Source organism: Pseudarthrobacter sp. MEB009, assembly GCF_030208875.1.
Taxonomy (GTDB): domain Bacteria; phylum Actinomycetota; class Actinomycetes; order Actinomycetales; family Micrococcaceae; genus Arthrobacter.
In genome coordinates, this window is sequence record NZ_JARVTC010000013.1 from 36,969 (window position 1) to 50,286 (window position 13,318).

At 65.5% G+C, this 13,318-nt stretch carries 12 protein-coding genes; 7 read left to right on the forward strand and 5 right to left on the reverse strand.

Annotated features, from left to right (window positions below):
- Positions 1 to 13: 13 nt before the first annotated feature.
- The 3 genes from QRN07_RS11390 to QRN07_RS11400 are packed head-to-tail and all read right to left on the reverse strand — an operon-like array spanning position 14 to position 3,545.
- On the reverse strand, positions 14 to 1,030 hold the full coding sequence (locus QRN07_RS11390) for a LacI family DNA-binding transcriptional regulator (RefSeq protein WP_285241068.1): 1,017 nt from the start codon (positions 1,028 to 1,030) through the stop codon (positions 14 to 16).
- 17 nt (positions 1,031 to 1,047) lie between these two features.
- Positions 1,048 to 2,628, reverse strand: coding sequence for a glycoside hydrolase family 43 protein (locus QRN07_RS11395; protein ID WP_285241069.1), 1,581 nt, complete (start codon positions 2,626 to 2,628; stop codon positions 1,048 to 1,050).
- Entirely contained in the window at positions 2,625 to 3,545 is a 921-nt protein-coding gene (locus QRN07_RS11400; RefSeq protein WP_285241070.1) for a DUF6807 family protein, read from the reverse strand. The genes QRN07_RS11395 and QRN07_RS11400 overlap by 4 nt, the downstream gene beginning before the upstream one ends.
- A gap of 280 nt (positions 3,546 to 3,825) precedes the next feature.
- Between QRN07_RS11400 and QRN07_RS11405 the strand changes: the two genes are divergently transcribed.
- The 6 genes from QRN07_RS11405 to QRN07_RS11430 all read left to right on the forward strand — a co-directional run bounded on the left by QRN07_RS11405 (position 3,826) and on the right by QRN07_RS11430 (position 10,892).
- Positions 3,826 to 5,130: an ABC transporter substrate-binding protein gene (locus tag QRN07_RS11405; RefSeq protein ID WP_050685537.1), complete on the forward strand. Its 1,305-nt coding sequence runs from the start codon at positions 3,826 to 3,828 to the stop codon at positions 5,128 to 5,130.
- A gap of 40 nt (positions 5,131 to 5,170) precedes the next feature.
- Entirely contained in the window at positions 5,171 to 6,124 is a 954-nt protein-coding gene (locus QRN07_RS11410) for a carbohydrate ABC transporter permease (RefSeq protein WP_050685536.1), read from the forward strand.
- A gap of 9 nt (positions 6,125 to 6,133) precedes the next feature.
- A complete protein-coding gene (locus QRN07_RS11415; RefSeq protein ID WP_285241071.1) occupies positions 6,134 to 7,039 on the forward strand; it encodes a carbohydrate ABC transporter permease in 906 nt (301 codons plus the stop codon).
- Positions 7,040 to 7,134: 95 nt separating this feature from the next.
- Positions 7,135 to 9,135, forward strand: a complete 2,001-nt coding sequence (locus QRN07_RS11420) for a pectinesterase family protein (RefSeq protein WP_285241072.1) — start codon at positions 7,135 to 7,137, stop codon at positions 9,133 to 9,135.
- A 1-nt stretch (position 9,136) separates the two neighbouring features.
- Positions 9,137 to 10,597 (forward strand): pectinesterase family protein, encoded by a 1,461-nt coding sequence (locus tag QRN07_RS11425; RefSeq protein WP_285241073.1) that lies wholly within the window; start codon positions 9,137 to 9,139, stop codon positions 10,595 to 10,597.
- An 82-nt stretch (positions 10,598 to 10,679) separates the two neighbouring features.
- Positions 10,680 to 10,892: a dodecin gene (locus QRN07_RS11430; protein ID WP_050684271.1), complete on the forward strand. Its 213-nt coding sequence runs from the start codon at positions 10,680 to 10,682 to the stop codon at positions 10,890 to 10,892.
- A gap of 83 nt (positions 10,893 to 10,975) precedes the next feature.
- On the opposite strand, the gene QRN07_RS11435 is transcribed toward QRN07_RS11430, so the two are convergent.
- Positions 10,976 to 11,182: a hypothetical protein gene (locus QRN07_RS11435; protein ID WP_050684270.1), complete on the reverse strand. Its 207-nt coding sequence runs from the start codon at positions 11,180 to 11,182 to the stop codon at positions 10,976 to 10,978.
- A gap of 140 nt (positions 11,183 to 11,322) precedes the next feature.
- Entirely contained in the window at positions 11,323 to 12,279 is a 957-nt protein-coding gene (locus QRN07_RS11440; RefSeq protein WP_056601449.1) for a helix-turn-helix transcriptional regulator, read from the reverse strand.
- A 216-nt stretch (positions 12,280 to 12,495) separates the two neighbouring features.
- Here QRN07_RS11440 and QRN07_RS11445 point away from each other — a divergent pair, with 216 nt between their 5' ends.
- Complete coding sequence (locus QRN07_RS11445) at positions 12,496 to 13,317, forward strand: aldo/keto reductase (protein ID WP_050684268.1); 822 nt, start codon at positions 12,496 to 12,498, stop codon at positions 13,315 to 13,317.
- The last annotated feature ends 1 nt before the right edge of the window (position 13,318 follow it).

The window sequence follows — 13,318 nt, forward strand, 5'->3', positions numbered from 1 at the left end:
CCGGGTCGGCAGGTTAACGGGACGGCGGGGCCGTGGTTCCGCGAACCACCAGTTCGGTGGCTACCTCCAGGGCAGTGGGGGCCGCCGATACCGTGCCTTCGCGCTGCTCAGTCAGGATGCCCACCGCCATGGCTGCCATCTGCGCCAGCGGCTGCCGGACGGTAGTGAGCGGCGGGGAGGTCAGGGCGGCCTGGGCGATGTCGTCGAAACCAACAATGCTGAGGTCCCGGGGAACCAGCAGCGAGCGCTGGCCAGCGGCGTTCATCACGCCCAGCGCCTGCAGGTCGCTGCCGGTAAAGATGGCGGTGGGCGGCTCCGGCAGATCCAGCAGCTCGGCGCCCAGCCGCATGCCGGACTCGGTGCTGAAGTCGCCGTCGCGGACCAGTTCCGGCGCCACGGGCAGGCCGGCCTCGTGCAGCGCGGCCGCGTAGGCCGCGTACCGGGCGCGGCCGTGCCCCGGGCTGTGGTTCCGGCCGGTGATAATGCCCACCCGTCGGTGTCCCAGGGCCAGGAGGTGCCCAACGGCGGCCAGCGCGCCGGAGAACGACGCCGGGCTGACGCTGGGGATTGCCAGGCCTTCGGATCCCTCGGGGTCGATGGCCACGGCCGGGATCCGCAGGCTTCGCAGTGCCGTCACCAGGGGTGAACCCCGCCGCGGCGCGAGCAGCATCACGCCGTCCAACCGGTTCACGGAGGGCTCGCGCAGCTTCCGCCACCGCTCGGCGGTGGCGTGTTCGGCACGCGAATACGCCACCGCATAGCCCAGCCGGTCCGCGGCGGACTCCACCCCGGCCATGGTTTCCAGGACCCAGGGGGAATCGAAGTTGTTGACCACCAGCTGCAGCATGCCCGGCTGGGCTGCAGGGGTGTTGCGTTTGGAGTAGTCAAGGTCCGCCAGGGCCTGCTGGACCTTGGCCCGGGTGGCATCGGAGACGTGGGAGCGGCCGTTAAGGACCTTGGAGACCGTAGGTACAGAAACTCCTGCGGCTGCCGCGACGTCTGCGATCTTGGGACGCGGGGTGGCGGTCAACGGGGCAGTCCTTGGGTTCATATGGTGGCGGCAACGGCAAGCTGCGGGGCGGAGGCCCGGCGCACGGGCGCAGTATCCACCCGCACGGGTCCCACGATAACACTGCCGCCTTCGGCCGAACCCAGGGGTGAGGTGGCGAAGATGCCCAGCTCGGCACCGATCCACTTGCCCTGCATCACGCTGAAGTTCCAGCCCTGGACTTCCCAGGGGTCTCCCGGGGCTGCCCGCCACGCGAAGGTGGACCGTGGCGAGCCGTCAGTCCTGATCTGCAGCTCAATCCGGGGACCTGCGAGCTGCACGGCCCGGCCCAGGGATTCTTCCTGCGGCCCCTCCCCGCCGGTTCCCGCCCCCAACACAAAACCGTCTGCTGTCCGCACGATTCCCAGCCAGGCGTACTTCTGGCCCAGGACCACCACACCCGCCCGGGTTCCAACAGGAACGTCCCGCAGTTCCAGCGATGTGGTGAACGTGGAAGGTGTGCCGGGAAGGATCTGGCCCAGGACGTTGGGCAGTTCACGCAGGTTGACCGGATCGTTGGCCTGCGGGCGGAGTACCAGCTGCCCGCCGCCGGGCGTCGCGGACCACGCCTCCCGCGGGTTGGCCTGCCAGTGCCACTGCTGGCCCAGCCACGGGGAAGCAAAGTCGTCGCTGCCCTCCGGCGCCACGTCCCGCGGTGAAGTACCCGCCGGGTACGGGTGGGTTGCTACCGGGGTTCCCGGTCCGCCGTCGGCCGCCTGCTCCCCCATCCACGGCCAGCCGTCCCCGTCCCAGCCCATGGGCTGGAGGTGGACCACCCGCCCATAGGGGCCGCGGTCCTGGAAATGCACAAACCAGTCCTCGCCCAGCGGCGTGGTGACCCAAGCGCCCTGGTGCGGGCCGTTGACCGCGGAAGCGCCCTGCTCCAGGACCCGGCGCTCCTCGTAGGGGCCAAACGGGGACCTGGACCGGAACACGGACTGCCAGCCGGTGGCCACTCCGCCGGCCGGGGCGAAGATCCAGTACCAGCCGTCCCGCTTGTAGAACTTGGGCCCTTCCAGCGTGGTGAATCCCGGCAGGTCAGCCCCGTTGATGACGTGGGTGCCGTGGTCCAGGAGGCGGCTGGCGTCCGGGCTCATACGGTGCACGGTGAGCCTGTTTTTGACGCCGATCCGGCTGTGGGCCCAGCCATGGACCAGGTAGGCCTGGCCGTCGTCGTCCCACAGCGGGCACGGGTCGATCAGGCCCCGGCCGGGGTACAGGAGGTGCGGGGCGGTCCAGGGACCCTCTGCCTTTTCGGCGCTGAGGACAAAGATGCCGTGATCGGGGTCCGGGTAGAAGATCCAGAACCGGCCCGCGTGGTGGCGGATGGCTGGGGCCCAGACGCCGCTGCCATGCCGGACCAGGGAATAGTGGCTGGCCTGCGGCAGCTGCGTCAGGGCGTGGCCGGCGGGTTCCCAGTCCACGAGGTTCCGCGAGCGGAGCACCGGCAGCCCCGGGACCCGGTTGAAGCTTGAGGCAATGAGGTAGTACACGCCCCTGACCTGCACCACATCGGGGTCGGGCCAGTCAGCGTTGAGGATGGGGTTGCTGTACACGGGGACGGCGTTCCGGGAAGTCATGATGTCCTGTCGGGCTGGCGTTCGGGATGGAGTCCGGGGTGGTGCCGGAGGAGTTCAAGGGCCTGGCTTGCCGTGTGGAGGGTGCCGTCGTGGATGACGGCGTGCAGGTCCTGGACCAGCGGGGTGTCGGCGTCCGCGGCGGCTTTGGCTGACCAGGCCACGGCCGGGCCGGCGCCGATGTAGCCCTCAGTCCTGATGAACCAGGGCCGGATCACGGCGGATTGCGCCAGCACCACGCTGACCGGTGCGCCGGCCACGGTGAGGCTGATTGCCAGCCACGGCGAGAGCGAACCATGCGCAGCTTCGGTTCCGGCCCCGTTGTCCGAGAGGACGGTGGGTGGTGTGCTGCTGGCGGAAAAGCGCCAGAAAATGCCGCCGTAGCCGGCACCGTTTCGTCCCTTGACGGCCGACGACGACACCTCCAGCCGCGGCACGGAACCTGCGGGGGTGAGGGCCGAGTCCACGGACAGGCACCACGTTCCGGGACTGGGGTGCGGGTACTGGTTGATCCTGCGGCGTTCCACGGCGAGTTCGTTCCCGTGCTCCGAAAGCCAAGTCAGCGCGCCCTCGAAGCCTGCAGCGTGGGGTGTATCCGGGTTGCCTGTCGCGCTGGTCCATCCTGGCGGGCTGGTTGCCGTCCAGCCGTCCGCACGCTGTGTCCCGTGGTTGGGCAGGATTTGGGGCCCGTTCGCGGCTGTGAAGGTTGAGCCGCCCCAAAAGTTGGTGCCGTTCAGGTCCGAGACGGCGATCGACAGTCCCAAGTGGTGGGCGTGGTCCGCCGGGGAAGCGTCGGTCAGTACGGTTCCGGCAAGCGACCGGATGGGGTGGAGGTAGGGCCGGGGCGAGCTGAGCGGCGGCAGCGCGCTGCCGCCGTTATGGGTTGCCAGGCCGGCAAGGCTTTCGCCGGGCAGGTCCATCGGGCCTCCTTTGGTTTGTGCATCCCGGATGTTTGAAACAGCCTAAAGACTCAGAAAGAAAACGGCAATAGCCCTAGAAACTTTCCGATATATGATTTCGGCTAGTTTGTTATGAAGTGTTGACAGTCACAGTCTTTCCTTGCTAGAAATCGTTTACCGAGAGTTTTGCACTCCGTACACGTGGGTCTGAATCTCACTATGCAGCTCAATGCATCAGAAACTTTCTGCTTTATATAAAATCCGCCTACAAGCAGGGGCAACCAACGAGAGGCGTCATTCAATGAAGAAGGCAACCACCGCGGGCATGCCCCGCCGGCTGTTCATCGGTGCGGCACTGACCGCTGCAGGGCTTGCACTCAGCGGCTGCGGGGGCGGCTCATCCCCCTCGGCAGGCGGCAACGTGGAACTGAACTTCGTTTACTGGGGTGATTCCAACCGCGCCAAGATGACAGATGCCGCGCTGCGGATCTTCGAAGAGAAGAACCCCGGCATCACCGTCAAGAGCGAATACCAGGACAGCGGACCCTACGCGGACAAGCTGGCCACCCGTTTTGCCGGCGGTAATCCCCCGGACGTGCTGAACATGGCCAACCGGAGCCTGCTGGAATACGCGCAGCGGGGCACCCTGGCGGATGTTAAGTCCCTGGACGGCGTGAACCTGGACAAGGTGCCGCAGACCATCCTGGGCCGCGGCGAGGTGGACGGCAAGCTCTATGGGGTTGCTACGGGCGTGACCACGATCGGCATGGTGGTGAACAAGGCGATCACGGATGAGGCCGGCGTCGCCATTCCGGATGACAAGACCTGGAGCTGGGAGGACTACGCAAAGTTCGCCACCGAGATAACGCAGAAAACCGGCGGCAAAGTCTACGGTGCCGGCTACGACGTTGCCACGGAAACCGGACCCATCCTCCTTGCCCGGCAGCGTGGCGAGGACTTTTACACCGAGGACAACAAACTCGGCGTAAGTGCTGAAACCATCGAGAAGTGGTTCCAGTACAGCGTGGACCTGCGGACCGCCGGCGGCTATCCGCCTGCCGGATTCTTTGAGCAGATCGGTGGATCCCCGGCGCAGTCCTATCTGGCCAAGGGCACCGTCGCCTCACAGATCATTCCCATCAACAACTTCAAGGCCTACAACGAAGCCGCCGGCGGCAAGGTGGTGCTATTACGTATGCCCGGTGAAACCACTGAGGAGCGCCGCGGATATTCTGCTGATCCAAGCATGCTGTGGTCCGTCGCAGCCAAGTCCAAGCACCCCGAGGAAGCAGCCAAGCTCCTGGACTTCCTCATCAACGATGCCGAAGGCGCTGCGCAGACCCTGACCCAGCGCGGCGTGCCCATCAACCCGGACGTCGCCGACTCCATCAAGTCACAGCTTGGTCCGGATGACACCGCGTTTGTGGACCTCGTCGCAGCCATCCAGGAAGACGAGCTGCCCGCAGCATATGTCTACCCGAAGGGCGCCAGTGTTGTGGCGGACACCCTCAAGCAGCTCGCCACGGAGGTTGAATTCGGCCGCGTCACTCCGGCCGACGCTGCCAAAACCTTCATCGAGAAGAGCAATGCAGCGATCAACAAGTAATTCCGGTCCCTCTTCCGCCACGCAGACAGGAGCCTGACGCATGTCCGTGCTGACAAAAGCCGCCCCGGGCGCCGCCGCTGAACTTGCCACGGGCCATCCCGGCAAGCGGCGGCGAAGCACCCCCCGCCGCCGGAACCAGCGGTCAGGTTACCTGTTCCTGCTGCCGTGGTTCCTCGGAATGCTGTTCACCATCATTCCGTTCTTCGCGTCGCTGTACCTGGCGTTCACCGACTACAACCTCTTTACGGAACCGAACTTTGTGGGCCTGGCCAACTTCCAGGCCATGTTCGAGGACCCCCGGCTGCTGCAGTCGCTGAAGGTCACCTTCATCTACACCTTTGTCTCAGTCCCGATCTCCCTGGCCGTGGCGCTGGGGGTGGCCCTGGTCCTGAACCGCGGCCTGCAGGGGCTGGCCATCTACCGCTCCGTCTACTACCTGCCGTCCCTGCTGGGCGGCAGCGTGGCCATAGTGATGCTGTGGCGCTACATCTTCGGCAACGACGGAATCGTCAACGGGTTCCTTGGCATCTTCGGCATCCAGGGTCCGGCCTGGGTCACGGACCCGGAATTCGCCCTCAGCACGCTGGTTGTCCTCAACGTCTGGACCTTCGGTTCACCCATGGTGATCTTCCTGGCCGGCCTGCGGCAGGTCCCCACTATGTACTACGAGGCGGCCTCGATCGACGGCGCGTCCCAGTGGCGGAAATTCCGCAGCATCACCATCCCGCTGATCAGCCCCATCATTTTCTTCAACCTGATCATGCAGCTGATCGGCTCGTTCCAGACCTTTACGCAGGGTTATGTGATGAGCGGCGGCACCGGCGGACCGGCGGACTCAACCCTGTTCTACAACCTGTACCTGTACCAGAAGGGCTTCACTGAATTCGAGATGGGCTATGCCTCCGCCATGGCCTGGCTCCTGCTGATGATCATCGCGATTTTCACCGCCATCAACTTCATCGCATCCAAGTTCTGGGTCTTCTACGACAATTAAGGCAACCCCATGGCACTCCTCGAACTACCCCCAAAGCGCAAACAAGAAAAGGCAGCAAAGCAGGCCGACCCGGAAGACGCACTGTCCGGCACCAAAGCAACCCGGTTCTCCCGCCACCTGATCCTTTGCCTGGTGGGCCTGGTCATGCTGTACCCGCTGATGTGGCTCATCTCCAGCTCGTTCAAGCCCAGCAACGACATCTTCAGGCAGCTGGGCCTCTGGCCCGAAAACTGGGACTTCAGCAACTATGAGCAGGGCTGGACCGCGCTGAACCAGCCGTTCCACGTGTACCTCATCAACTCCATGATCGTGGTGGTGCTCTCGATCGTGGGCAACATCTTCTCCTGCGCGCTGGCCGCGTACGCGTTCGCCAGAATGGAGTTCACCGGCCGGAAACTGTTCTTCACGCTGATGCTGGGAACGCTGATGCTGCCGGGCCACGTGCTCCTGGTCCCGCAGTACATCATTTTCTCCCAGCTGGGCTGGCTGGACACCTACCTGCCGCTGATCGTGCCGAACTTCATGGCCACCAACGCGTTTTTCATCTTCCTGATGGTCCAGTTCATGAAGGCCCTGCCCAAGGAACTCGACGACGCCGCCCAGATCGATGGCTGTGGTCCGTTCCGGACGTTCCTGCGGGTCATCATGCCGCTTTGCGTCCCGGCCATGGCCACCACGGCAATTTTCACCTTCATCTCCACCTGGAACGAGTTCTTCGGTCCCCTGCTCTACATCCAGAACCAGGACCTCTACACCGTTCCGCTGGCACTGCGGGCCTTTATGGACTCCGAAGGCCAAAGCATGTGGGGGCCCATGTTCGCCATGTCAGTGGTGTCCATCGCCCCGATCATCGGCTTCTTCATCGCCGGCCAGAAGTACCTCATCAACGGCATTGCCACCACGGGACTGAAATAACCCCACCGCTTCTCCGCACGCATCACTGACTGAACACCCCTTATTTGGACAGGTCCCGGCTGGAGGCTGCCGGGACCTCGACGAAGGAGTTTTGCATGATTTTGCGACGACTACTCGGCGCTGCAACCGCCGTCGTGATGCTGGGAAGCCTCCCGGCACTGCCTGCCACCGCGGCCCCCGCCGACCATACGGCGGGGGCACTGGCCCCCGCCGTGACCGCCCAACCACCGGAGGCATCCTGGAAGCAGACGCCGGATGGCTTTGCGTCCCTGCCCGGCTACGGGCTGTCGGGAACAACCGGTGGCCAGGCAGGAAGAATCGTCACCGCCGCTACCCTGGCGCAGCTCCAGGAGTATGCAGCCGCCGTCGAGCCATTGGTTATTTTCGTCAAAGGCTCCATCCGTGCTGAGCAATACGTCAAGATCCCCGTGGCTGCCAACAAAAGCTTCATCGGGGTGGGCGCCGGGGCCGAAGTGGTCAATGCCGGCTTTAAGCTCATCAACGTCAGCAATGTCATTTTCCGGAACTTCACTGTCCGTGATTCCTACATCCCCGGCGACTGGGACGGCAAACGCCCGGACAACGACAGGGACGGCATCCAACTCGACACCACCCACCACGTGTGGGTGGACCACATGAAGTTCGAACGGATGGGCGACGGCCTGATCGACACCCGCAAGGACTCCGATTTCCTGACGTACTCCTGGAACGTCTTCGCCGACAACAACAAGGCGCTGGGCGTGGGGTGGACGGACAACGCCGTGACCAGGATGACCATCCACCACAACTGGATCCGGAACACCACACAGCGCAACTTCAGCCTGGACAACACCGCCGCGGCCCACGTGTACAACAACTACCTGCAGGACGTCGGCCAGTACGGCATGATGGGCCGCAACAACGCCAAAGTGGTCCTGGAGGCCAACTACTTCACCGCCGTCCAGGACCCCATCGTGGCCAAGGACCCCGGCACCGAGGTGGTCAACCGGGACAACATCTTCGAATCAGTCCGCGGCCGCAAAGACAACGTGGGCGCCGCCTTTGACCCCGCCGCGTCCTACGCCTACCAGGCGGATGACGCAGCCCGCGTCCCGGACACCGTCAGCGCCGGGGCGGGACCGCGGGAGAACAACGCACCCAACACCGCAGACACCATCACGGTGGCCCTGGATGGAACCGGCGATTTCGGCAGCCTGCAGGCGGCGATCGGCTCCATCCCGCACGGCAGCACCAAGCCCCGCACCATTACCGTCAAGCCCGGCGTCTACCGCGAAGTGGTCAACGTCTGGGCCGACCGCCCCAACCTGACCATCCAGGGCGCAACAGCCAACCCGTCCGACGTCGTTATCACCTACGATCTCCCGGCCAGCGGCGCGAAATTCTTCGGCGGCACGTGGGGCGCCGTGGGCAGCGCCACCCTGACCGTCGCAGCCACCGGGACCACAGTGAAGAACCTGACGGTGGAAAACGCCTACGACGAAGCCGCCAACGGCGGGAGCCAGGCGCTGGCGGTGCGGAGCGTTGCCGACAAGGTCACGTTCGAGGGCACCCGCTTCCTGGGCAACCAGGACACGTACCTGGCGGACACCACCGGCCGCGATGCCACCGCCCGGACCTACCTGAAGGACTGCTACATCGAAGGCGACGTGGACTTCCTCTACGGCCGGGGCACCGCGGTGTTTGACGGCTGCACCATCCATTCCGTGGACCGTGGCAGCAACACCAACAACGGCTACATCGTGGCGCCCAGCACCAAAAACTCAAACCCCTATGGCTTCCTGATCATCAACAGCACCCTGACCTCAGACGCCGCTGCCGGCACCGTCAGCCTGGGCCGGCCGTGGTTCGCCAGCAGTGATCCGGACGCCCACCCCATGGCCGTCATCCGCGATTCCGTCCTCGGTGCGCACATCGCCGAACAGGGCTGGGCCGACATGGGCGGCCATGCCTGGAACGAGGGGCGGTTTGCCGAGTACAACAACACCGGTCCTGGCGCGTTCGTCAACGAATTCCACCCGCAGCTCAGCCCCGACGAGGCCACCAGGTTCACCACGGAAGCCTTCCTCGGTGACTGGACCCCGGCGGGGCGTGGTTGAGATGACTGACATGGCAACAGCGGGCGTTCCCCGCCGCACCGTCCTGACCGCAGCGGGCCTCGCAGCTGGTGCCCTCGCTTCCGGGCTGGCCGGGGGAACCGCAGCCCACGCGGCTCCCCCGGCCCCTTCCGCAGGCAGTTCCAGCGGGTTTTCCGACGCCGGGCTACCGGCCGGAAGCGCCGCCGGGCCGGCCTGGCCGGACGTGCCGGTGGGCTTTGCCGGCATCAATGGGAATGGCGTTGCCACCACCACCGGCGGCGCCGGCGGCAGGGTGGTCCATGCCGCCACTCCGGACCAGCTGCGGGAGTTCGCCGCCAGCCCGGAACCGCTGGTGGTGATCCTGCACGGGGTGCTGGCGTTTGCCGCGTATGAGAAGCTTCCCGTCGCTTCGAACAAATCATTCCTGGGGGCAGGCGCCGGGGCCACAGTGGTGAACGCCGGGTTCCGGCTGATTAACGTGGCCAACGTGATCTTCCGCAATTTCACCGTGCGGGATTCCTACATCCCGGGTGACTTCATCGGCAAACGCCCGGACAACGACCGGGACGGCATCCAGATGGACACCTCCCACCACATCTGGGTGGACCACATGTACTTCGCCCGGCTTGGTGATGGCCTGGTGGACGTCCGGAAGGACTGCGACAACGTCACGCTCTCCTGGAATGTTTTCGCGGACCATAACAAGGCCCTGGGTGAAGGCTGGACCCAGAACGTGGTCACCCGGATCACCCTGCACCACAACTGGTTCCGGAACACCCACCAGCGCAACGCCAGCCTGGACAACACCGCTGCGTCGCACGTTTTCAACAACTACCTCGAGGACATCTCCAGTTACGGCATGCTGGGCCGGAACGGTGCCTTGATCGTGGCGGAGAACAATTATTTCCGGGACGTCCTGAACCCGCTGCACCATCAGGGACCGGGTGGGGGCCTGGTGGCACGGGGCAACATCTTCAAGGACTGCACGGGGAATTCCGGTCAGGAGCGCGGAAACGCTTTTGTGCCGGAGTACTCCTACGGGCTTTGGCCTGCGGCCGCCGTTCCGGCGCTGGTGAAAAGCCAGGCGGGACCGCTGGGCGGAACGGTCAGCCGGCCGGCAGATGTGGTCACGGTTGCTTTGGACGGCACCGGCGATTACGCCAGCATCCGTGCAGCGGTGGGGGCCATCCCCTCCGCACAGCCCCGTCCCGTGACGGTGCTGGTCAGCCCCGGGACCTACCACGAGCCGTCGGTTCTGTGGGCGGACCGGCCGAACATCACGCTTGCCGGCGCCACGGGCCTTGCCGCGGACGTGGTCCTGACCACGAGCGAAGGCGCCACCCTGACGGTGGCAGCGGACGGCGCTACGGTCAGGGACCTCACCGTCACGTCGGACGTCCAGCAGTCCGGGCCGGTGCTGGTGACCGCAGGCCGCCGGGTCCGCTACAGCAACGTGGTGGTGCTCAACGGAACGTCGGGCTAAGGTCTGGCCAACCCTGCCGGCGCGGCACTAGTCTTCAGGAACGGCCCGCAACCGGGAACAACGATGATCACGAGGAGCGAAGTTGTCCAACCACACGTACAGCATTTCTGAAATTGTCGGCACGTCGGACCAGGGTGTGGATGACGCTGTCCGCAACGGGATCGCGCAGGCTTCCAAAACGCTGCGCAACCTCGACTGGTTCGAGGTGAAGGAGATCCGCGGCCATCTTGAAGAAGGAAAAATCGCGGACTGGCAGGTGACCATCAAGCTCGGTTTCCGGCTGGAAGAGCACTGACGCCCACGTCCGGCGGAAGCTGAAAGGCCGTGGAACCTTTGGTTCCACGGCCTTTTGCATGTTTGAGGGGGTATGTGCCCGGGTCAGCCCAGGCTGCCGGCAGTCCGCCGCCGCCACACCGTGGGGACGCCTTGGAACGCCGGGAAGACGTGTCCTTCAAAGAACGAAAGGACCGTGTGCGGGTCGCGGTCCGGGCTCCACAGGCCGGAGGCCGGGCAGTGGGAACCGGTGGTGGTGGACGAACCGGCCGGGGCTGCGGCGCGTTCCTTCAAAAGGGCGATGCGTTTCATCGTTGAGACCATCCTTGGCGGCGAAATTTTGTGCGTCCCTCCAGCTTATTAAGAGCCGCCCGGCGCCCCAATGGACTGCAGGCCAGAAAAGTGCCGCACCGCTGTCCAATCGCACAGCCGGCGCAACTGACGGTCCGCGGTTACCGATCGGGTGCAGGCGGCGGGGAATCCGCCGCGGGTCCCCCGCGAGATGGCACTTCGCGGCAGTCGCGCTGCCCGGGATTGCGGTCAACTGCCATCTCGCGCCCAGGTGCGGCAGGTTCCGCGCCGAGGCTCCCCAACAACAACAACGCATCCGACGACGGCGACTCCGGTCGTGCCGAGTACACCCTGAGCGTCTGGTCCGGATCGTCCGGCAGGACCAGGTTTTCGAAGTTCAGTTCCAGCTGTCCCACAGCAGGGTGGTGCAGCCTGACGCTGCCGGCCGAGGGAGTGGCCACATGGTGCCCGGCCCACCACTGCCGGAAGTGCTCGCTGTTCACGGCCAGCTCGCCCACCAGCTGGTTGGCCTGTGGATCGTTGGGGTGCCGGCCCACATCCAGCCGGAGCGCGCCGGCCGCCTCCGCGGCCACGGTCTCCCAGTCCCGGAACAGCGTCCGTGCCGCCGGATCGAGGATCAGCCAGCGCGTGAGGTTCCGTTGGGCTGCCGGCATGGCCGGAAAGTCAGCAAACAGGCTGTTCGCCAAGGGGTTTCCCGCCAGGACATCGCCGCGGCGGCCCAGCACCAAAGCCGGCACCTCCCCCACGGCCCCAAGCAGCTGGCGCAGTGCCGGCCGCACACCCTGGACCCCTGTGCCGCCGGCAGCGGCACTGCCGGCACAGTTCTCCAGTAAATCCAGCATGTGGGCATGCTCGGTGGAATCCAGGCGAAGCGCGCGGGAGACGGCCGCCAGGACGGTACGGGACGGATGGATATTCCTGCCTTGTTCCAGGCGGACGTAGTAGTCGGTGCTGACCCCTGCCAGCCGTGCAACTTCCTCCCGGCGCAGGCCAGGGACACGGCGCGCGCCCGCAGTGGGAGCTGCCGCCGCGTCATCCGGGCTCAACCGGGACCGCATGGCTTTGAGGAACAATCCGAATTCGGCGCTTTGACCCATGCCATCCATTCTGCCCCGGCCCGCAAGGGTGTGGACCGCCCGTGGGTAGGACTGGCAGTCCTAGGAAAAACAGAATCACGCTGCTTTGCTGACGTGGCGGCCAAAAGTGCATAGGCTCAGGAGTGAGCAAGCGGAAACCGCTTTCTCGGCGTCGAGCCAACGGCAGCCATTCACCCGGCAGCACGCCCCAGCACCAGCACCAGCCAAGGAGTACCCATGTCAGAGCTGACACTGAACAACGGCGTCACCATCCCCCAGCTTGGCCTCGGAGTTTTCCAGGTTCCGCCGGAAGACACGCAGCGGATCGTCGAAGACGCCTTTGAAGCCGGATACCGCCACATCGACACCGCCGCCGGCTACCGGAACGAGGCCGGGGTGGGCGCGGCGATCGCCGCCACCGGCATTGACCGCGGGGACATTTTCGTGACCACCAAGCTGCGCAACGGGGAACAGGGCCGGGCCCAGGAGGCCTTCCAGAACAGCCGCAAGGCGCTGGGCCTGGACTTCGTGGACCTGTACCTGATCCACTGGCCGGTCCCGTCACAGGGCCTGTACGTCCAGGCCTGGAAGGAACTGGAGCGGCTGTACGAAAACAAGCAGATCCGCGCCATCGGCGTCTCCAATTTCCTCGCAGAGCACCTGGACACCCTGCTGGAGACCGCAGAGATCGTCCCGGCAGTGAACCAGATCGAGCTGCACCCCAGCTACCAGCAGGCCGCCCTCGCCGCGAAGTGCCGGGACCTTGGCATCGCAGTTGAGGCCTACAGCCCGCTGGGCCAGGGCGGGGACCTGAACGGCAACGCGGTCACGGCAATCGCCGCAGCGCACAACGCCACCACCGCGCAGGTGGTCATCGCCTGGCACCTCGCCGCCGGCACCATCGCCATTCCCAAGTCGGTGGACCCGGGCCGGATCCGGGAAAACTTCGCCGCGACGTCCCTGCAGCTGTCCTCCGACGAGCTGGCAGCCCTCACGGCGCTGGAATCCGGTGCCCGCATCGGTTCCGATCCCGCCGTCGCATCCTTCACGCAGCTCTAAC